Genomic DNA, 25,889 nt, shown 5'->3' with positions numbered 1-25,889 from the left:
TTACGGCTGCGACTGCGGCTGGACCGCGGCCGGATCTAGCGGCTGATAAGGTTGCAGAACGGTTTCGCGTTGTTCGCCCAAGACCCAGGCAAAACCCGAGTACATCACCACCAGGCAGACCACGGTGAACAGCACTACCATCCACGCCGGCACGATACGCACCAGGCTGCGGCGCTGATCATTCAAGCCTTCCCAGTGCGGCGACAGCTCACGCGGCACGTCGCCACGCAGTTGACGGATCTGCCGATACAACGCGTCGCGGATGCCTTCGAGCTCAAGCATGCCGCGCGCCTGCACGCGGTACTTGCCCTCGAAACCGAGGGACAGGCACAGGTACATCAGCTCCAGCATTGGCAGGTGCTTGACCGGGTTTTTCGACAGGCGATCGAGCAGCTGGAAAAACTTCTCGCCACCGAAAGTCTCGTTGTGAAAGCTGCTGAGCAGGCTCATCTGCGACCACTCGCTTTCATTGCCCCACGGCGTGGTGACAACGGCTTCATCGACCACGGTGCAGAGCACGTAACGCGCGGCCATCACCTGGCTGCTTTCGGCACCGTCGTGCAGCGCGCGCACCTCAAACAGTTTCAGCCCGGCGGTGAGACGCTGATTGAGCGCGTGCATGTCTTCTCGAGAATCGCTGTGCTTGAGTCGCACCACTTCCGAGAGCAAGTCGGAGCCGGCGGCCACCAGCGAATTGAGGCTGATGTTGAACGATTCCGCCGGGCGCAAACGCGCGGCGTAGATCATCCGCTCTTCGAGCTGTTCAAAGCGTGGCGGCGCAGCGAAATCGGTCAGCGGACTTTGCGCCGGGCCGTGCCCCTGACGGTCGAGCAAGACGGTTTTATCGTCCTGATGGTGTTCCATGTCCTTGATCATGTCGGTCAGTTCCTGATGGCCCAGAATTTCAGTTCAAGCTCGGCAAATTCGCCGGACACGTGGAACGCGAAGCCGCCGGAGCGCTCCAGTTGTGCCAGGTCTTCGGAACTGAGTTCGAGAATGAAATAGGTTTTGTTGGAGTGAAACGCGATCTGCCGCGGGGCCACCGGCAACGGTTTGACCTTGATGCCCGGCAGGTGCAGGTTGACCAGTTGGCGAATGCGCTCCACCGGGCCGACCTTGAGGTGCGCCGGCAAGCGGTGACGCAGTTCTTCGGAATCGCAGTTGGCACTGGCGGCGAGCACGAACGAGGCCGAGCCCAGCAGTTTGTGGTCGTGCAGCGGCGAGACGATGATCCCGTACTGACGCGCTTGCAGGACCAGTTCGATGGCGTGCTGTTCCAGCACCATCGACAGCACCTGACGAATCGCTTCCATCAGTTTGCGGAAGCTTGCACCCTGATCGCTGTGTTGATAACGGCTGTCCAGACGCGGCCGTTTGCTGTCGCTGGAGAAGGTCGCCAGATCGCCGAGCATGGTCAGCAGCGCGCGGTATAGCTCTTCCGGATGAACCTGCTCCAGGCCGAGGTAATGACGCAGCAGCAGTTCGGTGCGATTGATCAGTTGCAGCATCATGAAGTCGCCGACTTCCGCGCCACCGACTTTGCCGTTGGAACGGATACGCTCGGCAATGGTGTCGCCACGATGGCCGAGCATGCTGATGACTTCTTTCAGGCACGACAGCAGGTAGCTGGAGGCATGCGCCTGAATGTAGGTCGGCACGAAGTCCGGATCGAGGCTGATCACGCCATCGGGCGTGGTGTCGAGCACGTCGCAGATTTTCAGTTTTACGTAGGCCTGATCACTCTGCTGCTCGCCCAGCAACAGTTTGAAGTCCGGGCGACCGCAGCTGACCTGGCTGGCGGAATCGTCGCCGGCGTTGGAGTCCGCCACTTCGGCTTCGTACGCGGTGTAGCGCGCCAGCACGTCGGATTGCTCCGGGCGACGCGCTTCGATGTGATTACCGGTGACCAGCGGCAACGCCAGATAAATCGGCGTGTTGCCGGTGTTCGGCGGCACGTCCAGCGCCAGCGGCTCGGTGTTGCCGCCGAGTTCGAACAGGCTGCCGTCCGGCAGAATCCCCGAGGCCTGGCTGATCACCAGTTTGCCCATGTTGAGGAACTGCAGATCGATGTCCAGATTGAGAAAACCCCAGGTGTAGCTGCCCAGTAACTGCGTGCGGGTTTTCATCTGGTGATCGTAATAGCGATCGTTGTGCTGGAAGTGCTGCGGACGCAGCAGCATGCCTTCCTGCCAGATGACTTTATGGGAATTCATGTTTAGTCATCCGCCTTGGCGAGCGTTTCATGGGTGTTGCGAATACCGGCCTGATCAAGCGTCAAGTCTGCCTCGGTGAGTTCCACCGGGGTGATTTGCACGGTATAGCGCCACTTGGTTTCCGGCAGGTCGCGGTAGGCCGCGAGGATGCCGACGTAGCGGCTACCCTCTTCCACGCTAAGCTTGAGCTCGACGGTTTCACCCGGACGCAGTTCGAGTTCTTCGCTGGCCACCAGGTCCGGGGCGAGGGATTCCTTGGCACGCTCGTAGAGGCTGAAAAAGTCGGCGTTCTCGAAAGTCACCGGGTGCTTGAGCTCGAACAGGCGAACGACAATCGGCGACGGCCGCCCGTTGAGGTCCGGGTTCAGCTGATCGCTGGCCGTGAGCTTGAGGTTGACTTTGGTCACGTGAGAATACGGCGACAGCGACGAGCAAGCGCTCAGCAGCACCAGCGCCGCACATGCCGTCAGCATCTTGAAAAAAGCGGTCGAGCAGCGAGACATGCGCATCATCCTTGGTGGTCGGTGTGAAGGGTGGAAATCAGGCGGATCTGTTCTTCGTAGGCCTGAGCGAAGTCGCGGGCCAGCAGTCGTTCGCTCCAGTCATCGTCCTGACGCAACGCCTGGTGATAACGGCCATAGGCGCGCCAGCGGCTGCCGGAAGTGGCCAGCAACGGCTTGGTGTCGCGCTCGAAACGCAGGGTCAGTTGCTCGGGCGAAAAATGCTCCAGCGTGCCGCGAACGGCGGCGCGGCTGGCGGTCAGCAGGGCCACCTGATGCGCCTGTAAATCGCGGAACGCACGGGAAATCGATTGCTCCGCCGGCATTTGCCCGGGCTTGTTCGACTGCAACAAAATGCCCAGCGCTTCACTGGCATCGACGGCGAACTTCAACGGGTTTTTCTGCGAGCCCTGGACGGTGGTCTGCGCCAGGCGCAGTTCGTTTTTCAGCTCGCTGCGCGTACGCAGGCTCTGCTGCAAACCGCCAACGCTCTGCTTGAGCAGGCGCGCCGCGTTCAGCGCCAGAGCTTCGCGGCCATCGTGGTCGAGACCTTTGAGGTCGACGCCCAACGCCGCACCGAAGTGCTCCCAAAAACCTTCGCTTTGCCGCTCGACAGCCTTCGGGGCCGGAGCCGGCGCAGGCTCAGCCGGCGCGTCGATCAGCTCGGGGACCATCAGGCTTTCCATGTCGATGCGCGCATAGTCGGCGCGCTGACGGGTGTCTTCGATGTGGGTGCTCGGGGAAATCAGTTCGTCGATTTCCGAGTACACACGCTCTTGCTGGTCGAGCGCGTTCAGCGGATCGAGGTCCAGAAACGCATCGTCTGGAATGATGCTGCCAGCGGCTTGCGGACGGCCGACTTCAACGTCAAAAGTCGCCGGGTCGCGCACCAGTCGCGCACGGATCTCGAAGTCTCCCAGCACGTACACGTTGCCGTGTTCGATGCGCATGGCTTCGCCCTTGCGCAGGCGCGCGCCGCTTTCGCTGTCGGAGATACCGTTGCTGCTGGTATCGGTCAGGAAAAACGAGCCGTCGCGGTAGCTGATCATCGCGTGGTGATTGGACAGGTGACGCTTGCGGTCGGGGATGATCCAGTCGCAATCCTCGCCCCGACCGATCACGCCGCCGGCCTGCTTGAACGTCTTCTGGCACAACTCCGTAGGCACGAACTGCTTGGTGTTGAGCATTTCGAAAACCAGTTCCATGGTGATACTCCTTGCGGTCACTTGCCGCGATTGACCGCCTGCGGATCACCCAATGGGCGATAGGTGTTGTCGTTGAATTTGTAGTTGCCGCTACAGCCGCCGAGGCCGCATAGAACGACGAGGGTCAGCAGAACGGCTTGCCAGTGACGAACAGACATCAGAGGGTCTCCAGGAATGAACAATGCACAAAGCGCCGGCCCGTTTGGGCGGCGCTATAAAAAGCGGATCGGGCAAAATCAAGGGAATGCGGCCTAGCCATCGAAGTCACCGAGATTGATATTCAGGCGGCCGAGGCGGTACAGCAGCGTGCGGCGTGGCAGGCCGAGTTCGCGGGCGGCGAGGGTCTGGTTGCCGTCATTTTTGCGCAGGCAATCGAGCAGCAGGCTGCGTTCGACTTGCTCCAGGCGCTCGCGCAAATTCAGGCTGCTGTCTTCCGGCATGGCTTCCACGCGCAGGGAGAAGTGCTCGGCCAGCAACTCGCCGCCCTCGCACAGCAGCACGGCGCGCTCGACCAGGCCTTTGAGCTCTCGCACGTTGCCGGGGAAGGTATATCCGCTCAAGTGATCGAGGGCCGCGTCGGACCAGCGCACCGCGTCGCGTTGCAGGAACGAGCAAGCCTTGTCGGCGAAATGGCGGGCCAGATCGAGGATGTCGCCTTCACGTTGACGCAGCGCCGGCAACTCGATCGGAAACTGCGCGAGGCGGTAGTACAAGTCCTCGCGAAACTTGCCCTCGCTCACCAGCACCGACAAATCGCGGTGAGTCGCGGCAATGATGCGCACATCGATCTTGTGAGTGTCGTTGGAGCCCAGCGGTCGAATCTCGCCTTCCTGCAGCACGCGCAGCAGTTTGGCTTGCAGCGATAACGGCATGTCACCGATTTCATCCAGCAACAAGGTGCCGCCATTGGCTGCGTCGAACAGCCCGGCGCGGTCGCGATCAGCGCCGGTGAAGGCTCCTTTGCGATAGCCAAACAGCTCGCTTTCGAGCAGGTTCTCAGGGAAGGCCGCGCAGTTCTGCACGATGAACGCCTGGGAGCGGCGTGGCCCGCAATCATGGATTGCCCGGGCGACCACTTCCTTGCCGGTGCCGGTTTCACCGCGCAACAACACGGTATAGGGACTATGCAGAACTCTGCTGATCAGCGAATAGGTCGCACGCATGGCTTTACTTTTACCGATCAAGCCATAGCCACTGGCACTGGGCGTGCTGCTCACCGGCGCGGTTTTCAGATTATCCACCGGACGGCGCAAACGGTGCAGCAAACGCAGCTGACCGAGCACGAACGAGCCGAGCTGGGAGAGTGATTCGGCAAACCCTTGAAGGTCGATGTGCCGCTGCGTGGCGCACACCAGCAAGCCCTCAACCTGCTTTTGCTGATTGACCAGAGGCACGCACAGCAACGACTGCCACGGCATGGCCTGAGACGGCAGGAAACTGGTTTCGTGCAAGCTGCCACTGAGCTCACCCAGGCTCACCACGCGGTTCTGGCACAGCGCAAATTGCAGCAGTTGTTCACCGTTGTAGTCCGCCGGCAGGCTCGTGGCTTCTCGGGGTTGCACAAGGCCGTTGAGGCACTCGGCGTTCAGCCCCAGGCACGTGTGAGTTGCGTCCAGCAGGTACAACTGCGTCAACTCACAACCACTGAGCTCGGCGACCCCACGCACAAAGTCACCCAGCAGCGCAGCGCCGTCCGCCGCGCGCGACAGACCGGCGAATTGCGCCAGCAGCGCTTCGGCATACACCAGCGGCTGCGGCACTTGAGTGAACATCACTCCCACCTCAGGCGAACTCGCAGGTCACGCTGGCACTGCCGTCGAGCGTCGCATGGACACGCTTGAGGCTTTCACCGCAGGCCATTGCGTCGAGCAAACGGTCAGCCACCAACGGCAGCACATGCAAGTCGAGCAAGTGATCGATCAACCGCGCGCCGCTGTCGCTTTGCGTGCAGCGCTCGGCCAGATGATCGACGAGGTCTTGCGAGTAGGTGAAATCCAGTTGGCGACGGTTGAGGCGCTCGCCCAAACGACCCAGTTTGATTTCGATCAGCTCGCGCAACACCGGCCCCCCAACCGGGTAATACGGCACCACACGCATGCGCGCCAGCAGCGCCGGTTTGAAGTGTTTGCTGAGCACCGGGCGGATGGTTTCTTCGAGCACTTCGGCGCTTGGCCGCGCGCCGTTTTCGCACAATTCGCTGATGCGGTCGCTGCCCAGGTTCGAGGTCATCAGGATCAGCGTGTTGCGGAAATCGATCTCGCGCCCTTCGCCATCGTTGGCCACGCCCTTGTCGAAGATTTGGTAGAACAGATTCAGCACGTCCGGATCGGCTTTTTCGACCTCATCGAGCAGTACGACGGAATACGGTTTCTGCCGCACGGCTTCGGTGAGCATGCCGCCCTCGCCGTAACCGACGTAGCCTGGCGGCGCACCGATCAGTCGCGAGACGGTGTGCTTCTCCTGGAATTCGGACATGTTGATGGTGGTGATGAAACGATCACCGCCGTACAGCAGATCCGCGAGCGCCAGGGCGGTTTCGGTCTTGCCCACACCGCTCGGGCCGACCAGCAGAAACACGCCCACAGGCGCATCCGGCTTGTTCAAACCGGCAGCGGTGGCACGCATCGAACGGTCGAGGGCGTGCACGGCTTGCTCCTGTCCGCGAATACGCGTGCGCAGGTCGGTGGCGAAACTCGCGACCTTGGCGTTGTGCTCGCGGGCCAGTTGCGCCAGCGGCACGCCGGTCCAGGCGCTGATTACTTCGGCCACCAGACGCGGGCACACTTCGAAGCTCACCAGGCGCTCTTTGACTTGAAGCGCGGTCAAAGCGGTGTGCGTTTCGTGGAGTGCGGCTTCAAGTGTTTCGACGCTTTGCGCTTCATCCACGTCGAAGGTTTCGATCACGCTGCCTTCGGCGTCTTCTTCAACCGTGACGATAGGTTCAACGGCAGCCGCTTCGCGGGCCTTGGCCAATTGCTGACGCAAATCCAGCAGGCGCTCAGCGAGTTCCTTCTGCTCGTTCCACAAGGTTTCAAGCGTGAGCATTTCCTCTTCAGCAGCGGCCAGTCGATCTTCCAGCGTCTGTAGCGCTTCGTGATCGATCAGCAAACCGGCATCGGCATCGCGGCGCAGTGCCTGGCGTTGACGGCCACCTTCAGCCAGCTCACCGCGCAGGCGCTCAAGGCTTTCCGGGGCAGCAGCAAGGCTGATGCGCACGCGGGCGCAGGCGGTGTCGAGCACGTCGACGGCTTTGTCCGGCAGCTGGCGACCCGCGAGGTAGCGTGCAGACAACTCGGCCGCTGCGACCACGGCGTCATCGCGCAGATAAATGCCGTGGCTCTTCTCGTAAACCTGGGCCAGCCCACGAAGGATGGTCACCGCTTCGCTAACGGTCGGTTCGTGCAGTTGCACCGGCTGGAATCGACGGGCCAGCGCCGGGTCTTTCTCGAAATATTTTTTGTACTCCGCCCACGTAGTTGCAGCGATGGTGCGCAGCTCGCCACGGGCCAGCGCCGGCTTGAGCAGATTGGCTGCATCGGAACCACCGGCATTGCCGCCCGCGCCGATAAGCGTATGCGCTTCGTCGATGAAGATGATGATCGGTTTCGGCGAGGCTTTGACTTCGTCGATCACGCCTTTAAGGCGCCGCTCGAATTCACCTTTGACGCTGGCACCGGCCTGCAACAGGCCCATGTCCAGGGACAGCAACTCGACGCCTTTGAGCACTTGTGGCACTTCACCGGCCGCGATGCGCGAGGCCAGCCCTTCGACGATTGCGGTTTTACCGACACCGGCTTCACCGACCACGATGGGGTTGTTCTTGCGACGACGGGCGAGGATGTCGACCATCTGCCGGATCGCACCATCGCGGCACAACACCGGGTCGAGTTTGCCGTCACGGGCCTGTTGGGTCAGGTTGTGGGTAAAGCGCTCCAGCAGGGATTCTCCGGGCACGGCAGGTTTGCCGGTGGCCGGTTGTTCCTTCTGCGACAGGGCGAATTCTTTCAGGCGCTCGATGTTCAGTTTGGCCAGCAACGACTGATAGCGGCTGCCGGCATAGCGCATCGGGTTGCGCAGCAGTGCGAGGATCAGCGCTGCCTGCTCGACCTGGCTCTGGCCCAGTTCGAGGTTGGCCACCAGCAAAGCATCTTGCAGCCATTGCACCAGTTCCGGGGCAAATACCGGATTGCGCGAAGCGCTGTGCTCGACCCGCGATTGCAACGCGGCGCTCAGTTCGCCGGCATCCACTTCGGCGTCTTGCAGCGCGCGTGCGAGCAAGCCTTGCGGGCGCTCCAGCAGGCCAAGCAGCAAGTCTTCGACGAGGATCTTGCTGCCGCCACGGGCGACGCAGCGCTCGGCCGAACTCTCCAGATCGCGACGGGTTTCGGCGTCCAGCGCCTGAATCAGTTGTTGCAGGTCTACGTTGATCATTTTTTCATCTGTCCTTAATGAGTTTTGCTGCCCAGGGTCACCACGCCGTCCGCTTTTTCGCGGCCCAGCCAACTGGTCCATCCCAGGCGACAAGCGTTCTGCTCACCGATGCGCAGTTCGCGGATTTCTTCCTGGCGCAACACCAGGCGAATGTCGTAATCGAGCGGGTCACGCAGGGTGAACCGCACCAGCGCGCACAGCGGCTGGTAACCGAAGCCGATCGGCAGGAATTCGTGAAAGCGCTGCCAGTCGAGTTCGCGGATGTGAATGCGGAATTTGCCGCTGCGGTCACGCACGTGTTCGCCCAGCACCAGGTCTTCGCCGAGCAGGCTGTTGGCGCGGCCCAAACGATTGCGCTGTTCGTCGAGAATTTCCACGCGGCGCTCGATGCACTGCTCGATGGTCAATTCGGCGTGCTTGAAGTAGTAACGCAGCACCGCTTCGATCAGCGCCGCCGAGTGCGCCCGCAGGCTGAGCAGGCCGAGGTACGGCAGCAAGCGTTTCCAGTTCAGTTCCTGGGCCTTGCGAATCTCTTCACCACCGAGGCCAATAAGTGCAAACAGCTGCGCCGAGAACGGATCGAGTGCACCGCTCTGGAAACTTGCGCGGTAGCGGTATTTGCGCCAGATCGGCAGCATCAGCCGTTGCAGGCGATGGTGGAACAGGTCGAGAAAATTGCGCGTCGGGTTGCCGTCTTCGCTGTCGCCCAAGGCCTGCTCGCCGTAAAACGCCGGCAGTGGCGAACCGGACCCAACCAGGCCGATCAGGTTGAAACGCAGACGCGCGCGCATCTGCCCGTGCTCGTGGAAAAACTCCACGCGATCGACGTCGCTGCCGGGAAATCCCAGGCTCGGGTTGGCCTGGAATTCCAGCTGGTCGTACAGATCGTCTTCGCTCAGGTGCGGGTGTGCATCGCGCAGCCGGTCAACCACCAGCAGCACGGCCTGAAACAGCGAGTACTCGCGTATTACCCGGGTCAGCCCGCTTAAAGCAGGGGCTGCAGGCCCATACGTGGTGTCCATTGGTACACCTCTCCCTGTGTGCTTTTTACGCGCAGCTCGTGGTACGAATTGAGGCTGGCGTAAAGCGCGAAAAACTCGTTAAGAACCGAAGCGAAAACGAACAGATCGCCCTCGCCGATATAGCCTTCCGGGTCGATGGTCAGCTCGGTGCGCAACCCGCGCACCGGCAACCCTCGGTGCAGCCGGTCGACGTGTTGATGTTTGATCGACTTGAGCCCGCCCAGCAGGCGTTTGCTGACTTTCTCTGCGTGCTGGTCGTAGTAGCGCGGCAGGTCGTAGGTTTCCAGAATCACCTTCAACGCATTGACGTCGGCCAGCGACAAATAGTTAAGCGACATGTTGCTGATCAGCTTCCAGAGGAAGTCTCGGTTCAGCGGCGGCGCATAACTGGGGGTGGCCGGGGTGATGTTGCGGAAGGTGAGAAATTCAGGCGTGTCTTCGCAGGCGACGCAAATGTCGCCGAGCTTGAGCTTGCGCGGCAGGTTCTGGTTGGTGCACATCAGCTCGATCGACAGCGTTTCGTGAGCTTCGGTGTGGCGGATGCCGAAGCTCAGGTGCGTGTCGAGGCCGTCATGCAGTGAAGAAGAACGCTGGCGGATGCTGTAATGCGGACGGCTGTTGGGCACGTCGAAACTCGGGTCGTGCTCGAAGGATTCGAACGGCACGTATTCCTGATAACCGAGGCCGCCGGGCTTCCACCCAGTCACGGTTTCGACCGAAAACACGCCACAGTTTTCCAGGTCGTATTCGGCGGGCAGCAACAGGTATTCATCCTGCTTGCCGTCGAGGCGAATCGGCAGCGCGTCGTGCTTGAACAGGTTGACGATGGGCGTGCAGTAGAGCTTCACGTTTTCCAGCGTCGGGCGCAGGCGCTGGATGCCGCTCTTGCGGATATCGAAACGCAACTCGAGACCGCGCACTTGCTTGAGCGTGTCTTCCGGCAAGGCCTGGAGCAAGTCCAGACCGTTGATGTCGACGAACAGGAACTTGTCCTGAAAGGCGAAATATTCCTGCAGATAGCGATAGCCGCGGAAGGTGTTCAGCGGGTACGGGATCAACGCTTCTTCTTCGGCAAAACCCACCGGCTGCACACGGTCGCCGGGCATCTTGAACGCCATGGGTGTGCCGTTGACGCCGTTGATGGGTTTGCCGGCGCCATCGAGCGGGATCAGCTCGATGCCGCCGAGATTGCGCAACAGGCTCAGGTACAGCATCTGACTGATGTAGCGCTCGCCGGCAAAGTGCAGGCGCAGGCGACTCAGTTCCAGTTCGCCGAGGTGACCGTCAGCCGTCATTGCCAGGCGCAGACTCAGCAGCGATCCATCGCCCTTCACCGAGTAGTTCAGCGCAGCCAGATCCAGCGGCAACACTTCGGTGGGGTAGCAAGTGCGGAAACGGCAATGCACCTCGTTGAGCGGCAGGCTCTCGACCGGCGTATCGCGCTCGACCATCAACGCCGGGCCTGAGCGCTTCAACGGATCAAACTGCAGAATGCTGAACGCCGGCAGCGGCCGCATGTAGTTGGGCCACAGCAGGTGCATCAGCGAATGGCTGAGTTCTGGCAGTTCGTCATCGAGCTTCTGACGCAGACGACCGGTCAGGAATGCAAAACCTTCCAGCAACCGCTCCACGTCCGGATCCCGCCCGGCCTGGCCAAGAAAAGGCGCCAACGCCGGGCTACGCTCGGCGAATCGACGACCTAACTGGCGAAGTGCGGTGAGTTCGCTTTGGTAGTAATGGTTAAAGGACACGGGGTACCTGCCTGGTAGTGGAACTCATGAAAAAACCGTTCTGCAGAGCGCGACTGTCAGGCCGGCACACACGTAACCGCCGATCAGGAGATAAGGCACAAGCATGATCAAGCCGAACGCCAGGTAAGCGTCCTGAGACTGCCCGGCGATCAAACAACACACGCCATAAATTACCCATGGCACGATGATCGTCAGTACAGCAAGCAATGGCCACCACAAACCCCAGCATCAATTTTCCAGAATCCTGTAAGGCGTATTGCTGATAAAAAAATTCAACCAGTGCTTTTTCGGGCTGGAAAGCCCCAACGTAAAAGCCTTGCTCGACTTATCAAATTCTATAAATACAACCCCCACTGTTTTTTCATCTTCATCGGCGCGCATATCCAACTCCAACTCGGAAAAAAGAGGTGTACGGTAAACCTGACCGGGGTTGTTTAAATCGGTGAATCGCAGATAGACAAAGTCTCGCGGGGTCAAAAGCGAACTTGCAGGAACAGACTCGATAAGATACTGCCCAGACGGACTTTTTTTCGAAACGTCTGGCGCACGATCTAAAACTTCAACCACAATGATTGCAACAGCGATCAACAAGCCACACAACAAGACAGCCAAACTTATGGAGTACTTATGTCCGATCTTCATTTAGCCGATATCTCAATAGGTGCAGCCGTTACGGGCTTGTACATAATGTCCGAATACACGCGAAAATCGCCGCCCTTCTTCTTCAGATCACGATAGTCTCGAAAGTCACTGTTTTGAACGAGCATGTAGTGTTTACCTTCGAGCTCTCGATATCGACGTACGGCCACATCTTTTTGCTGTGTGCTTTGCTGTCCTCTCATACCCTCATATTGTGACTCCGCCATAACGGCAGTCATTTGGGCAGCCAGTTTCGCGTTAGCTTTTGCTCCCTCAACGGGGTCCGTAACTAACTTATCGAAATTCCAGTAGCCAAGAATTTGACTGAAAAGAGCGACTCCATCGTTGAAATCGTAGGAATCCTCGATATAAAAGCCCAGTTGCGAAGGGGTGAACACGATACTCTTATCCGTTACAACGACTACACCTTCAGCAATAGCTCGCATGTTGAAGTTAGCCAGTGCCGCTCGAAGCTCATTCACCTCATCAGAGCCTGCCTGCTCAAACTCGACTACTTTGTTATTGGAATAACCAAATTCCTCAGCAACACTGGCAACACCATTAAACGCAACCGGATAACACCCAGAAGCTTTACCGGAAAACGATCGACGGAGCCTGCTTTTGATCAGAGTGACACCAGCTGGACTATTCCACCCTCCCCTCAAATGCTTTATCGCAGAATTTGCACGTTCAAAACCGGAAACCCAGCTCATTTTAACAATGGATTCTTCTATGTATTCCTTGGGCGCAAAAACATCATGCTTCTTAACTTTATCATCCATGCCGCCGTCATCAGTTGGCCATGGCTTACCACTGAACCAATGGTTCATAAGGTCTGCGGCAACTGGCCATTTCATTTTTTTCATCGTATCTGGAATATCAGTGATCTTGAACTGACGCGCAGTCGCAGACTGTCCGACTTTATTACTTGCCGGAGTCATGGTCGTTGCCACTGTTGTTGCTGCCATTTCCATATCCCTCTAACAGTTACTCCAGGATCCGATTGTCACTGGCGGTGAAAAGCAAATAACTAAGCGAGTACAACTCTGGTTTGGGGCTCAATGACCAACTCAACCGCCTCCGCAGTAGCCGAGAACACTCTTTGTGTTTTGCCGTCCGCTCCCGTCACACCGTTAATGATCTTCCCCGAGGCCGTTTTAAGCGTGTACTCCACCCCGGCGAGCGGCTTTCCGCTCTCTTGGCAATTGATCACAAAGTGCTCGTTAAACGGCCACTGAATCTCCACCGGTAGCGGCGGAACAAACGGCGCCGGCGAATGCGAGTTACCAATAATCACCGTCGATGACCCAGCCGTAACCTTGTTGCCATGCGTACCTTCAGAATCGACGGTAACAGCAGACTTGCCGTTGATTTTTACGGTCGAGGCCAGGCCGCCGACCATCGCACCACCACACGCGGAGGCATCGCCTTCGCGGGCGGCCGCGAGGCCGTCGAAGAACACGTCGCCGGAACCGGCGGCGATCGGGTTGGTGCCGTGGCCGGGGAGCGGGCAAGCGGTGGGGTCGGTGACGCGGGCTGCGGGTTTGCCGGACATGCGAATCTCCTTAGTTGACCTTGACCTGACCGCTGCCATCCAGGCGCGCGGCGAAACTGACCTGACGCCTGAAACCATCAACTTCCAGCAAGCCTTCGATGCTGAAGGACAGACGAAGCTGATCGTGTTCACGCGGCAGGGAAATGACACGCACATTGCTCAGGCGTGGCTCGTAGGCTTCGATGAATGTTTCGATAGCCAGACGGGCCTGACTCAGGGAGTCGTGCAGGCTCAGACGCATGTCATTGAGATCGGGTAGCCCGTAATCGGACAGCGTTTGCACGCTGCCCGCACGGGTGCTGAGCATCTTGGCCAGATGGGCAGCCACGGACGCCATGGCAGAAACCTCGCGGCTCCAGCCGACGCGTTTTTGCGCGTCGCCACCCAGGCGTTCGAAAAGGCTGCCGTATCCAGTCATGAGTTGGCTCCGCTTACTCTTTGTCCAGCTTGCCAACCAGCGACAGGGTGAAATCGGCACCCATGTACTTGAAGTGCGGGCGCACGTTCAGGCTGACGCGGTACCAGCCAGGCTCGCCTTCAACATCGCTGACGATGATCTGGGCAGCGCGCAGCGGGCGACGGCCACGCACTTCGGCGCTCGGGTTTTCCTGGTCAGCCACGTACTGACGGATCCACTTGTTGAGTTCCAGCTCGAGGTCGGTGCGTTCTTTCCACGACCCGAGTTGCTCGCGCTGCAGCACTTTTAAGTAGTGAGCCAAGCGGTTGACGATCATCATGTATGGCAGTTGGGTGCCGAGCTTGTAGTTCAGCTCTGCAGCCTTGCCTTCTGCGCTGATGCCGAAGAACTTCGGCTTCTGCACCGAGCTTGCGGAGAAGAACGCCGCGTTGTCGGAGCCTTTGCGCATGGTCAGGGAGATGAAGCCTTCCTCGGCCAGTTCGTATTCACGACGGTCGCTCACCAGGACTTCTGTAGGAATCTTGGTTTCGATTTCGCCCATGCTTTCGAAGTGGTGCAACGGCAGGTCTTCAACTGCGCCACCGCTTTGCGGGCCGATGATGTTCGGGCACCAGCGGAATTTGGCGAAGCTGTCGGTCAGCTTGGTGCCGAACGCGTAAGCCGTGTTGCCCCACAGGTAATGCTCGTGGCTGTTGGCAACGGTCTCTTTGTACACGAACGATTTGACCGGGTTTTCTTCCGGGTCGTACGGGTTGCGCAGCAGGAAACGCGGAACGGTCAGGCCAACGTAACGGGAGTCTTCCGACTCACGGAAGCTCTGCCATTTGGCGAACTGCGGGCCATCGAAGTGATCTTTCAGATCCTTCAGGTCCGGCAAACCGGTGAAGCTTTCCAGACCGAAGAATCTCGGGCCGGCCGCAGCAATGAACGGCGCGTGTGACATGCAGGCAACGCTGGACACGTACTGCATCAGTTTCACGTCCGGCGAGCTTGGGGACATGTAGTAGTTGGCGATGATTGCGCCGACTGGCTGACCACCGAACTGACCGTATTCAGCGGTGTAGATGTGCTTGTACAGGCCAGCCTGCATCACTTCCGGCGAATCTTCGAAATCGTCCAGCAGGTCTTCTTTGGAGACGTTGAGGATTTCAATCTTGATGTTTTCGCGGAAATTGGTGCGATCGACCAGCAACTGCAGGCCACGCCACGACGACTCCAGGGACTGGAAATCCGGGTGGTGGAGGATCTCATCCATCTGACGGCTGAGCTTGGCATCGATCTCGGCGATCATGCGGTCAACCATGGCTTTCTTGACCGGCTCACCGCTGTTCTGCGGCTTGAGCAGCTCTTCGATGAAGGCCGACACACCGCGCTTGGCGATGTCGTAGGCTTCGTCATCCGGCGTCAGGCGGGTCTCGGCGATGATGCTGTCGAGAATGCTGTATTCGCCGTTCTCGGTACTTTTTTGCTGCGCTGCACTCTTGCTCATAGCGTTGGCTTCCTTGGCTGATGGGGACTCAGGCGTCTTTGGCTGCGGCGTTCAGGCCCAGCTCACCCAGTACGCGACCGCGGGATTCGTCGTCGGCGAGCACGCCTTCGATGGCTTTGCGGAACGCAGGGGCATTACCGAGCGGGCCTTTGAGGGCCACCAGCGCATCGCGCAGTTCCATCAGTTTTTTCAGCTCGGGCACTTGATCGACCAGCGAAGCCGGGTTGAAGTCTTTCATCGAGTTGACGCGCAACTGAACGCCCAGCTCTTCAGTGCTGCCCTCTTCCTGCAGACGGTTCGGTACGCTCAGGGTCAGGCTCAGCTCTTGCTTTGCCAGCACTTCGTCGAAGGTGGTCTTGTCGATGCTGATCGGCTTGCGATCTTCGACTTTGCGCTCGTCCTTGCGATGGGTGTAGTCACCGATTGCCAGTAGTTTCAACGGCAGTTCGATCTCTTCCTGGGCACCACCGGTGGCAGGTTTGAACGTGACGTTGATGCGTTCCTTGGGGGCTACCGAGCCTTCTTTGGCCATGGCTTTTCTCCTTGCGGTTGTGGCCCGGGGGCCTATTCGAGTACCACTTCGAGGTCGAGGTGGCACAGCCTGCGATAAATCTCTTCCTTGCGTTCACGGACGGCATGGTTCTGCGGCAACAACTCGCAGCAGCTATGCAGTAAATGCAGCACTTCCAGCGCAAGATCGGGCTCCCAGGCGCTCAGGCCTGAGTCCTGTAATGTTTGGTCAAGAGTTTCCAGTTGAGTCCTGGCCAGTTCGTATTTCTTGGCCATGAAGCACAGCCGCGCGAGGGCGAACTGCCAGAAGAAGCGCACGCGCCCGCCTTGAGCACTTTGCAGGCCTTGCTTGAGAATCTGCACGGCGGCCTTAAGGCCCTCCTTGCGCAGAATCGGCAAGACCTCTTCGAGGGCGAGTTCCCAGGCCGGCTGGGTATCGGCGACTTCGGTTTTGCGCGGTGCGCTGGCCGTCTGCAGATGCGGCATGACGCTGCCACTGATCCAGGCGCGGGTGGCCGGATCAGCAAACGGCGCACCGTCGTGAAAGCGCAATTCGATGATGCCAGGCAGGCGCTGAATCAAAAGCGCGAAGTGGATTTCCACTTCGCGCATTGCCAGCTCGGCGTTGAGCCCCTGCAGGCACTCCCAGACCATTCGTTGGCCATCGAACCAGAACGGCGCCTTCGCCAGGCTCGCCTCCAGTTCCACCAACAGGTCTGCATATTTGCCCTGATCGTATCGTTCCTGATAGGCCTTGAGCTTGTCGATGGGCAAGCCGCGCAGCACGGTGATGTGCTCCGCGTTGCGCTCGGGGACGGCGTCGATGGGCAACCATAGCAGCGTGCGATTGAGGCGCAGGGCGCGCAGGTCAGTGGCTTTCTGCTTGAGCCACCAGGCGCACAATGGGCGCGCGTTTTCCTGCTGAGCGCGCAGTGCCTTGTGAGCTTCTTTTTCGTTGTCGATCGGTGCGCCGGGGGTGAACAGTTGCGTGGCGGCTTGCTTGACCTGAGCCACCGCTGCGCCAACCACACCAGGCTCCGGCTGGTTGTCGGCAGCGCGCTGAACCATACTTTTGAGACGGCGGGAAAGCGGCAGCAGCAAGGGCGCATCGTCGCCCAAATGCTCGGTACACGCCGCGTCCAGACCTTCCAGATGTTCCACCAGGCGGCGGAACAACGGCAGTTGCTCTTTGATCGCGATATTTTCGGTCAGCACCTGCTCGAGACGCGGCACCAGCCAACTGACCGAGGCGGCGCGGGTTCTGGCTTTGGCTGGATGAAGCTCGGGCCAATGGTGTTCGCACAGGTAGTGCAGCAACCCGAGGCCAGCGAGTAAACCCTGGAAGGATTCACGCTGATACAACGCCCAGGTCAGCCAGGCGCCAACCCGCAAATCCTTGGACTGGGTGCGCAACAGGTTTTCGCTGTTTTCACGGATTTTCAGCCAGTCGATCTGGCCGCTCTCGTGCATCGACGAGGCCTTGCTCAGTTCGCTTTCCAACCCCTCGTATTCGCTCGAAAAGCGAACGTCTTCGCCCGCGAAATTCTCTTTGGAAACAGAGGCTTTAGCGAGTTCGAGGTAATGAGCGGAAAGTTTGCTTGAGTAGGACATCCCTGGCCTTTGGTTTGGATTACAGTCTTACGCCAATTGGAATACAGCGGGCGTGGAAACCGTATCAAGAGCTGCGATGAGTCTCATCCAATTGAGATCGTGCTCTTACAAGTGCGCGCATCGTACTCACGATGATGGCCACTAGCAAGCATCCGATTACATAACAAGACGAAACGCACTTATGTTTGTAAGGGATTCCCTTATATGCCGCAGGGGAATCCCTGAGTGCTACTCCCGATCCGTCAGCCTGACCGAATCCCCCTCTGAAACCCTTGCTCCAGAGCGGTGTAGTGCGCCAACACAGATGATTTGGATTTTCAGGCACCTGAAAACGTGGGAGAGCATGACAAACTCGAAACAAAAAAGAAGTAGGACCGTTCCGAAAATGGCGTATCCCGGGAATAAATTTTAAGTGACACCTGGCAGACGCCAAATGCCATTAGTTCGATATCACTCAGCCAATCATCACGCTTGATCCCAAAGTCCGTTGCAGACGTCGTTAGTTGCCATCCGGAAAGTTTCTGGATCAACTCCTACAGCACTTTCCTACTTCCAGTTAGAAACTTCCAGTATCAGAAGACTCCGACATAAGTAGGTGATTTTTCTCACATCAATATATTTCAGACATTGATAACTTCCGTCGAAATTCAGCACGCGTGGCTGATCAGGGACGGTCGACATCACGCTTAAATCCACGCTGCTTAAGGACAAGCGTAATGTTCAACCCTGTAGCCCCCGCGCTTTTCACTCTGCACATTCCTGGTATTCGACACGACTTCAAAGTGCTGGCTTTCGAAGGCTGCGAAGCCATCAGCACGCTCTATTCCATTCGCGTAGAAGTGGTGAGCGAACACCCGGATTTCGATCTGGAATGCCTGCTCGGTCAGCCGGCATTTCTGCAGTTCGGTCCTGATCAGACAGGTATTCACGGTCGCATCGAAGACGTGTTGGCGGGAGAGCCGGGCAAGCGTCTGACCCGGTACTACCTCTCCCTTGTTCCAGCGCTGCACTACTTGCAGTTCAGTCACGATCAACGGATTTTTCAGAATCTGAGCGTGCCGCAGATCGTGACCCAGGTGCTGCACAAACATGGCATTCATTCGGATGTATTCACTTTCCATGTCAGCACCAGCGCCAAGCGCGAATATTGCACTCAATATGGGGAAAGCGATTTCGAGTTCATTCAGCGTCTGTGCGCTGAAGACGGGATCGCGTGGCACCATCAGCATTCTCCTGAAATGCATTTGCTGGTGTTCACCGACGACCAGGTATTTTTCCCCACGCTGGCGCCGACGCCTTATCTGCAAGAGGCTGGCATGGTCCCGGACCATCCTGTCATCAACCGCTTCGCCGTGGCGTTCAGCACTCGCACCAGTACAACCACACGCCGCCACTATGACTTCAAACGACCGAGTGCGTTGCTGGAGAGCAGCTTCACCGCCGAGTTCACCCCTGCGCTGGAAGACTATCGTTATCCGCTCTGGATGGAGACCGAAAAGCACGGCAAGCACCTCGCGCGGCTCGCGCTGGAACGCCACCGACGCGACTATCAATTGGTCCACGGTGAAGGCGATCAGCCGACACTGCGCAGCGGTTACCTGTTCGACCTGATCGAACACCCGCGCGCTGCCTGCAATGACCAGTGGTTGCTGATCAGCGTTCAGCATGAAGGCAAGCAGCCGCAATCGCTGGAAGAAGCCCTGATCAGCGACGAATCCTCCGCCAATAGCTTCACCCAAGGCTACCGCAACAGCTTCAGCGCAATAGGGGCGTACGTGCCCTATCGCCCACCGTTTCCTGAGAGCAAACCCAAACTGGTCTGCCAGACCGCGCGCGTCACCGGACCACCCGGCGAAGAAATTTTTTGCGATGAATTCGGCAGGGTCCGCGTTGAATTCCCATGGGATCGCGCAGAACTCAACAGTGAAAAAAGCAGTTGCTGGTTAAGGGTCGGGACCAGTTTGGCAGGCGAAGGGTTTGGTTCGGTGAGCACCCCGCGCGTCGGCATGGAAGTGATCGTTACATTTGATGAAGGCGACCCGGACAAACCGCTGATTACTGGCTGTGTGCCCAACAAGGTCAACTCCGTCGCGCATCCGCTACCGGAAAACAAAACCAGGACGGTGTTCCGCAGCCAGAGCTCGCCGCGCAACGGCGGCTACAACGAGCTCTCGATCGAGGACCGCGCCGGGCAGGAAAAAATCTATCTGCGCGCGCAACGTGACATCGAGCAACTGATCCTCAACGACAGCCACAGCCTGATCAACAACGACCGCTTCGAGCAGGTCGATCGCAACAGCTCGAGCCTGATCAAGGGCGACGAATTCCACACCACTCAAGGTGCGCGCAGCACGGTAATCGGCGCTGATGAGCTGCTCACTGTCAGCGGCAACAGCAGCATGACGTCTGCCGGTACGCTGGTGATTCAGGCTGGGCAGCAAGTTCATGTCAGCGCCAGCAACGTGGTGATCAATGCGGGCACAAGCCTGACGCTCTCTGCAGGTGGGCATCACATCGTGATCAATGCGGCAGGGATTTTCAGCAGCGTAGCTTTGGTCGAGGGGGGCTCGCCGATGATCGGCGTGCCGCCACTGCAAGCGCGGCAGGCAGAGGCCAGCGAGCCTGCGCCTGTCATCGCCAGCCCTATGTCCATCCTAAACAGCGCCCGACAGCGGGCGGCAGATTATTGCCCGCTGTGCGAGGCGTGTCTGACGGGTCAATGCAGCATTGGAGAAGTCGCATGAACACACTCGAACAGTGGCTGCATGAACAATCCCGCAGCGCGCGGGATCTCTATCTGATGCTCGACAGTGACGGCCAGCTTGACGAGCGCGTGGCATTGGCGAGGGCGTTGGGAGCTGATCAGTACCGCAGTGTTTACTCCGGAACCGTGGCTGGTGCCCTGGCGCCATCCGGACCTTTTCTGTTTCGAGTGGGCAGCGTCAAACATCCCGTCATTCAGGCCCTGCTCGCCACGCCCGAGCGTCACTGGGGCTGGCTGGCCAGTGCCAGCCACGTAGACCTGGACATCCTGACCGGTCATTGGCGCAATCGATTGATAACCGGCGCGCGGCCGAGCCTGGCGGTGTATCGCGTGCACGATAACCGCGTGTTGGGCCGCGCCCTCGCCCACCTGCAACCGGAACAGCGCCCGGGCTTTCTCGGCCCTCTCGCCAGCGTCTGTTACTGGCACGCTGAACAATGGACGGTAGCGGACAACCCTGACCCCGGGGAGCATCCGCTGCCGGACGAGCCGGCGTGGTTACACACGCCAACCCCGGACATGGTTTACGCCAATGTGCAGTTTGATAACACCCGCCGCTACCTGGTTGGCCAACATACCGAAGCCCTGGCAGCCGTTGCCGCCGTCCTGAATGTGGATGACTGGCTATGGGGTTTGCTTGAACTGGGCCATTTATGGGGTTGGCAGCAGCCGGAGCAGGTCCATTTTATGTTGACCGGATGCCTGCATACACCGGGCTTTCTACCGCCCAAATTCTGGGAGCCGAAACCGGAAGAGGATCCGGCGGCACATTTTGAAAGGGTGAGTCAGCAGGTGCTGTATATGCAAAGGGATGCACCGGTATGAAGCGCATCGTTATGAGCCTTATCGCTGGCAGTTGTTTGAGCCTCACTGTGGGCTGCTCCTCTACCGGTAATTCAGCGTCTGGTAATTCAGCCTCCTTCACTTTGACTGCTGATTTACCTCCAGACTTTTTCTACAAAGCAACGGCGGTATACGTTCCCGCTTCAGGAGAGACATGCAGGGTGCCTGGCGGAAAGGGTACATACGTCGTGTTCAATCGGAAGTGGCGTAAGAACTACCAACAAAACTCTGAAGTTGAGCTGTACAGGACGGTTAGTGGATGTCCGTTGATGCTGTACAGCGTGAACCTGGATGTTTATGCGATCTATGGAGAAAGCGTTGCTGATTTCGGGACGGACGTCGGCAAAATAGCGGTGCGGCCCACGTTGTCTGAGCATCTTAAGGACACTTTTAACGCGATGGGTGAAAGCGAACTGTACGGCCAGTGTCAGTGGTTGTTTCGCACTTCGGGCAGTTTACGCCGCATCGTAAAAATCCTCGACTGCAAGGACACCGATGCTCAGGGCCAGTTGACTCGAGGTCATCCGTTTGCCGCGTATACCTTGGATCAGCTGCCGGGTAAGACTGTGCGCTTGAGGATCAAACATGTTTCTGAGGAACGACCGGCCGTTGGAGATACTTGGGTAAAGGTGCCGGGAGGCTGGAAGCGCTGCATGGGCAAAGGCTTTGAAGACCAGCGCGCTTTTTGTTACGGCAACGATAAGGACTTCAGTACCTTCCGCATGCCAGATGGACGGGACACTTGCACCATTTACCCCGGCTGCACCGAAGAGAAGGATGAAGCCCTATGAGACATCAGAAAACGCATTGGCGCGGAGCCGGGTTGCACGTTATACGAATTATTCAAAGCCTAACTCTCACGGCTATTCTCGTCCTAACTTTGGGTTGCGCTGCTGGCAAGCGAGAGACATTTACTTTCATCCCGGATTTTCCGCCAGACTTCAAGTACGAATTAACCGCCTATTACGTACCCTCTGAAGGGCAGACTTGCACCGTGCCGGGGGAAAAGGGTACTCAGCTCGGCTTCAATAAAATTTTTATGGAATACAAAACTACTTCCGAGATCCCGATTTACAGAACAGTGAGCAATTGCCCGCTGGCGTTGAATCTCGTTGAGGTCAAGGTCACGGGCATATTCGGTCCTGGCCGCAGTGACAAAAGCTCTGCTTACGCCGCAATCGTTGTCCGCCCAGTGCTGTTGGAGCGAGAGATGGGCACGTTCAACGACGCCGACATAGGCGAGTTCTTTGGCGAATGCCAGTGGGCATTTCGCACAGTCGGCCCTGAGCGCTATCTGATAAAACTGCTCAGTTGTAGAAAAATGGATTCGGAGGGAATTGTTGCCCGAAGCCGTCCATCTACGGCTTATACGCTGACTCAACTACATGGAAAGACCGTGAAGTTGAAAATCCAGCTGGCGCCTGAAGAAAAACCAGCGTGGGGTGACACATGGGTCCAAGTCTCTGGTGGCTGGAAACGCTGTTTAGGCGAAGGCTTGGCAGATCAGCGCGGGTACTGCAACGGTAACTATAAAGATTTCAGCACTTTCAAAATGGTGGATGAACGGGTCTGCACGATTTATCCCGGTTGCACTGAAAATAAGGATGTAAACCATGAGTAATGAAATTTTAGCCGCAAGTGACGCTAAGTTCATGGTTGGTAATATCCACGCATGCCCGTTACGTGGACATTGGACCAGTTTTCAGTTGGTAGACGAATTCGGCAGCGGCAAGCCGTATGCCGGTCTGACTTATGAGATCACCGATTACGAAGACGTTGTCTATACCGGTAAATTGGATGCCAGTGGTGTTGCACGGGTAGATCACCATTACTTCGGCCCCGTAGTACTAAAACTCACTGAGCTTTTTCAGGGCGCGGAAGCACCTTACAAGGATCTACGGAGCAGGGCTAACTACCCCATCCCTGTCACTGAACTCCAAGTACGGGCCGAAAAAACCCGATTTTTTTCCCAAGAGTCTGGCGCCCGCACTCTGGTAAATCCCGCCAAAGAACTCGCTGATCCAGAAGCCTATTATCAAGTCGAAGTAAGTGAACTGGTCAAGCATGTGGCACACCTGCCGCCATTGGCATTACGCAACTTCCCGCCCAACATGGCAGTGCATGCACTTTTTTGCCAGCCCCCCATAACCAGAACGCTTTCTGCCAGGAACACCATTTCACCGGATGGTGACACAAGTTCGGTTCTTGGCCAGAAGGCGATGGCCGAGGTAGAACTGGGGTTTTCCCCGCCCCAACCTCCACACACTTTAAAAGGCATTGCTCTGATGCCGAACAAACATCACGTGCTTGAAGTGCGCCCCATGAGAGCGCTGCGACCGGTATTGTCGACCAACGACGACTTTTGCGCACTCAACCTCTATCAACTAGCGTTGATGTCAACGCTGAGTTACACCGACTTTGGTCAGGAGCCAAATACGCAACCAGTCAAAACGGGCAGTGTGAGCTTCCCCTTGCGTCCATCCAGCGGTTACTGGTTTGGCCATGCGTTGCCGCAGTCTGAAGAGTTGTGGAAGGTTAAGGCCGACCAGACGAAGCAATATTACCCGCTGTATGAAGAGGTGCCTTACTCGAAACGGCTCGAAATCGTACCTTTTGACCCACTGCTCTACCCCGAGGTAAACGATCCAGCGCTGGGAGATGAGCAGGAGCACCCCGCCAAACTCCACTTTCTCGATGACCGCAAACAAGTCGAAAGCACGGACACCCAAGCATTCATCACCCATCACGAAGAAGTGATATTGGTTTGCGTACGGGGAACCAGCGAATTGTTAGCCGACGCCTCACTGGATGGAGATGCTTACCAGGTTCCCTTTGAGGAAGGCGAAGGGAAAGTGCACAGAGGGTTTTACGAAGCCGCCAAGATGGCATATTCGTTTGTTACGGACTATATGGAAAAATTCTACAGCGGGCAGAAACTGTTGATTACTGGGCACAGCCTGGGCGGAGCGGTGGCGCTGCTCCTGTCAGAAATGTTGCGACGCAACACAAGATTTGCGCCGGATATCGTGCTTTACACATACGGGGCTCCCCGTGCCAGCGACACAACGTTTATCGAAAGTGCTGAGCTCCTGATCCATCACCGCATCGTCAACCACAACGACCCCGTGCCCAGTGTTCCCGCAACCTGGATGAACACACTGTCCCATCCCAAGCCAATGCTGCTCGCACACGGAACTGTTATTGCTATGAACCCGGCCGCTGGTTTGGGGCTTCTGATCGTGGGGATTACTAACTTCTGGGGCGACGCTTACGGGCACCACGGCAAATTGCGCCACTTCATGCCAGTGGACTTTGGCGAAGGACACCGGTCGTCCATTCTATGGGAGCCGGGTTGCAGTACTGTCAATGATCATGGGTGCGCGAAGGCGCTGAAACAGGTTAATGGCTTGCCCAATCGAGGTTCATGGGTGCGTCAGCTATTTGAAGTCAGCGATCACTTTATGGTCAGCAGCTACATCCCCGGTTGTTGGGCAAGCCTGCGACGCTGGAAAGAAGCGCACGAACAGAAGCGCTCACTGGTGACCCCGCATGAATTGAAGCGAGTCAGCGATGCTTTGGCAAAAATCGAAAAACAATTGAATGAAATCTTGCGGGATATCGAGCGGATCCCCAGCGCTTATGAAAGACACAAGGAAAGGAGTCACAGAACGGCGGTAGTAAGAAATGAAATCAAAAAAATAGAAGAAACCCAAACTCGGCTGATGTCGCTGCAAGCTCACATCGTTACCGAGGCGGACGTTTATGGAAGCTACGCCGAACGACACGAGTTGGTACTAGAAAGTCTGATTCGCTGGAACGCTCATGCGGAAAACACTACTTCAGAACAACTGGCGATCAGTCCGCCGGTCCCCATAGACCATGAAACTGCTATCGCAGCCATCACGGGCGGGCATGCAGTAGGAGCGCCCTTTCATTTGGATATTGATTCGATTGTGTAGCTCGCACCGGCACATAAAAATGTCAGGACACCGCTGCTTAAACACCGCCCCATCATGCTTGTTTAAAAAGCCTCCCGGGTTACTTCCGGAGAGCTACAACACCTTGCGTCGTTGCCTACAGCTACGCCAGAATCCGCCGGCTTGTGCGCTTTGGGGCTGGTCGGTAACTTGGTTCCTGTCACTGATCCTCAGTGATCGGGTTTAGTCGCCCGCTGGAATTGAAGTTGTACGAGCGACCGTCAAGCAGGCAGTTTCACTCCTGCATTTGATGGTGGCTGTGCACAGGGCACCTTCGGGTGCGCCGGCTTCTTCAATTCCCCGGTCCGACTAACCTGCGCACAGCCGCCACCCTTCGTTTAGTCGGCGAAGTGTTGGCAGCATCACTTCAGGAATTGAAGAGCATGTTCAAAGTAACCCCAAACCCACCAGAGCCCGACCCAGTCTCCCCCTACGAAAGCACCGACCCCACCAAACTCAACGCCGCCGCCGAGCGCGCCCTCGACCATCACTTCCCGCCCGCCGAAGCAAAATCGCCAAAAACTGACGGCCAGCTCTTCAGCGTGTGCCCGAACATCAACACCGAAACCCTGCTCGCCAATGCCTCGGAAGACCTGTTATCCATCAGCGCCATCGCCGCCGGCCTTGCCGACGATGTGGACGGCTCTCGCCGCTCCGTAGCCCTGGCGCTCAGCCGCATGGCCGACGGCGTTCGGTTGTTGGTAGAGCGAGCGCTGGATCATTTGAATGAGCCGGAGATGGCGGCCATTTTCGCCAGGCAACAAAGCCGGGACGGGTGACGGGCGGGACCCAGCTTGCTGACGATGCGGCGTAAGCATCCAGGTTCATGTGCCCGACAGACCGCATCGCCGGCAAGCCGGCTCCTACAGATTCGTGCGTTACACCGATCAGCATCATTTTCGCCAGCCACAAAAAATGGGCACCCAACCCGGTTGGCGTGCCCATTTTTTATTCCGCTCCC

General features: G+C 58.0%; 22 protein-coding genes. 6 read left to right on the top strand and 16 right to left on the bottom strand.

What is annotated here, in order from left to right:
- From icmH to tssA, 16 genes are all read right to left on the bottom strand, one after another.
- Positions 1-876 (bottom strand): type IVB secretion system protein IcmH/DotU, encoded by an 876-nt coding sequence (gene icmH / locus ACYZTS_RS07805; RefSeq protein ID WP_461995147.1) that lies wholly within the window; start codon positions 874-876, stop codon positions 1-3.
- A gap of 5 nt (positions 877-881) precedes the next feature.
- The gene (tssK, locus tag ACYZTS_RS07800; protein ID WP_461995145.1) at positions 882-2,213 is read right to left on the bottom strand and encodes a type VI secretion system baseplate subunit TssK; all 1,332 of its coding nucleotides are present in this window, start codon (positions 2,211-2,213) and stop codon (positions 882-884) included.
- A 2-nt stretch (positions 2,214-2,215) separates the two neighbouring features.
- Positions 2,216-2,716: a type VI secretion system lipoprotein TssJ gene (tssJ, locus tag ACYZTS_RS07795; protein WP_028620458.1), complete on the bottom strand. Its 501-nt coding sequence runs from the start codon at positions 2,714-2,716 to the stop codon at positions 2,216-2,218.
- Positions 2,717-2,721: 5 nt separating this feature from the next.
- Positions 2,722-3,918, bottom strand: a complete 1,197-nt coding sequence (gene tagH, locus ACYZTS_RS07790) for a type VI secretion system-associated FHA domain protein TagH (RefSeq protein ID WP_028620457.1) — start codon at positions 3,916-3,918, stop codon at positions 2,722-2,724.
- Positions 3,919-3,935: 17 nt separating this feature from the next.
- A complete protein-coding gene (locus ACYZTS_RS07785) occupies positions 3,936-4,076 on the bottom strand; it encodes a hypothetical protein (RefSeq protein WP_008030659.1) in 141 nt (46 codons plus the stop codon).
- A gap of 93 nt (positions 4,077-4,169) precedes the next feature.
- Positions 4,170-5,690 (bottom strand): sigma-54 interaction domain-containing protein, encoded by a 1,521-nt coding sequence (locus tag ACYZTS_RS07780; protein ID WP_461995142.1) that lies wholly within the window; start codon positions 5,688-5,690, stop codon positions 4,170-4,172.
- Between the two features lie 10 nt (positions 5,691-5,700).
- The gene (gene tssH / locus ACYZTS_RS07775; RefSeq protein WP_461995140.1) at positions 5,701-8,349 is read right to left on the bottom strand and encodes a type VI secretion system ATPase TssH; all 2,649 of its coding nucleotides are present in this window, start codon (positions 8,347-8,349) and stop codon (positions 5,701-5,703) included.
- A gap of 14 nt (positions 8,350-8,363) precedes the next feature.
- Positions 8,364-9,371, bottom strand: a complete 1,008-nt coding sequence (gene tssG, locus ACYZTS_RS07770; RefSeq protein WP_028620454.1) for a type VI secretion system baseplate subunit TssG — start codon at positions 9,369-9,371, stop codon at positions 8,364-8,366.
- Positions 9,335-11,122 carry a type VI secretion system baseplate subunit TssF gene (tssF, locus tag ACYZTS_RS07765; protein ID WP_028620453.1) on the bottom strand — a complete coding sequence of 596 codons (1,788 nt, stop codon included), beginning with the start codon at positions 11,120-11,122 and terminating at the stop codon, positions 9,335-9,337. Before tssF ends, tssG begins: the two co-directional genes overlap by 37 nt.
- Positions 11,123-11,350: 228 nt before the next feature.
- Entirely contained in the window at positions 11,351-11,764 is a 414-nt protein-coding gene (locus ACYZTS_RS07760) for a hypothetical protein (protein WP_461995137.1), read from the bottom strand.
- Positions 11,761-12,729 carry a DUF6402 family protein gene (locus ACYZTS_RS07755; RefSeq protein ID WP_461995135.1) on the bottom strand — a complete coding sequence of 323 codons (969 nt, stop codon included), beginning with the start codon at positions 12,727-12,729 and terminating at the stop codon, positions 11,761-11,763. The genes ACYZTS_RS07760 and ACYZTS_RS07755 overlap by 4 nt, the downstream gene beginning before the upstream one ends.
- A gap of 62 nt (positions 12,730-12,791) precedes the next feature.
- Positions 12,792-13,316 carry a PAAR domain-containing protein gene (locus ACYZTS_RS07750; RefSeq protein WP_028620450.1) on the bottom strand — a complete coding sequence of 175 codons (525 nt, stop codon included), beginning with the start codon at positions 13,314-13,316 and terminating at the stop codon, positions 12,792-12,794.
- A gap of 10 nt (positions 13,317-13,326) precedes the next feature.
- Positions 13,327-13,734, bottom strand: a complete 408-nt coding sequence (gene tssE, locus ACYZTS_RS07745; RefSeq protein WP_028620449.1) for a type VI secretion system baseplate subunit TssE — start codon at positions 13,732-13,734, stop codon at positions 13,327-13,329.
- 13 nt (positions 13,735-13,747) lie between these two features.
- The gene (gene tssC / locus ACYZTS_RS07740) at positions 13,748-15,223 is read right to left on the bottom strand and encodes a type VI secretion system contractile sheath large subunit (protein ID WP_461995132.1); all 1,476 of its coding nucleotides are present in this window, start codon (positions 15,221-15,223) and stop codon (positions 13,748-13,750) included.
- A 28-nt stretch (positions 15,224-15,251) separates the two neighbouring features.
- Positions 15,252-15,755 (bottom strand): type VI secretion system contractile sheath small subunit, encoded by a 504-nt coding sequence (gene tssB, locus ACYZTS_RS07735; RefSeq protein ID WP_028620447.1) that lies wholly within the window; start codon positions 15,753-15,755, stop codon positions 15,252-15,254.
- Between the two features lie 32 nt (positions 15,756-15,787).
- A complete protein-coding gene (gene tssA / locus ACYZTS_RS07730) occupies positions 15,788-17,344 on the bottom strand; it encodes a type VI secretion system protein TssA (RefSeq protein WP_461995129.1) in 1,557 nt (518 codons plus the stop codon).
- A gap of 716 nt (positions 17,345-18,060) precedes the next feature.
- Between tssA and tssI the strand changes: the two genes are divergently transcribed.
- From tssI to ACYZTS_RS07700, 6 genes are all read left to right on the top strand, one after another.
- A complete protein-coding gene (gene tssI, locus ACYZTS_RS07725; protein ID WP_461995127.1) occupies positions 18,061-20,088 on the top strand; it encodes a type VI secretion system tip protein TssI/VgrG in 2,028 nt (675 codons plus the stop codon).
- The gene (locus ACYZTS_RS07720) at positions 20,085-20,933 is read left to right on the top strand and encodes a DUF4123 domain-containing protein (protein WP_461995125.1); all 849 of its coding nucleotides are present in this window, start codon (positions 20,085-20,087) and stop codon (positions 20,931-20,933) included. The genes tssI and ACYZTS_RS07720 overlap by 4 nt, the downstream gene beginning before the upstream one ends.
- The gene (locus ACYZTS_RS07715) at positions 20,930-21,742 is read left to right on the top strand and encodes a hypothetical protein (protein WP_461995123.1); all 813 of its coding nucleotides are present in this window, start codon (positions 20,930-20,932) and stop codon (positions 21,740-21,742) included. Before ACYZTS_RS07720 ends, ACYZTS_RS07715 begins: the two co-directional genes overlap by 4 nt.
- Positions 21,739-22,572, top strand: a complete 834-nt coding sequence (locus tag ACYZTS_RS07710; RefSeq protein ID WP_461995121.1) for a hypothetical protein — start codon at positions 21,739-21,741, stop codon at positions 22,570-22,572. Before ACYZTS_RS07715 ends, ACYZTS_RS07710 begins: the two co-directional genes overlap by 4 nt.
- Positions 22,565-24,910 carry a lipase family protein gene (locus ACYZTS_RS07705; protein ID WP_461995119.1) on the top strand — a complete coding sequence of 782 codons (2,346 nt, stop codon included), beginning with the start codon at positions 22,565-22,567 and terminating at the stop codon, positions 24,908-24,910. Before ACYZTS_RS07710 ends, ACYZTS_RS07705 begins: the two co-directional genes overlap by 8 nt.
- Before the next feature lie 401 nt (positions 24,911-25,311).
- Positions 25,312-25,707: a DUF6124 family protein gene (locus tag ACYZTS_RS07700; protein ID WP_461995117.1), complete on the top strand. Its 396-nt coding sequence runs from the start codon at positions 25,312-25,314 to the stop codon at positions 25,705-25,707.
- Positions 25,708-25,889 lie beyond the last annotated feature (182 nt).

The organism is Pseudomonas sp. TMB3-21, assembly GCF_054898145.1.
The sequence above is the reverse complement of the archived record's forward strand: the minus strand, read 5'-3'. Positions and strand labels throughout refer to the sequence as shown.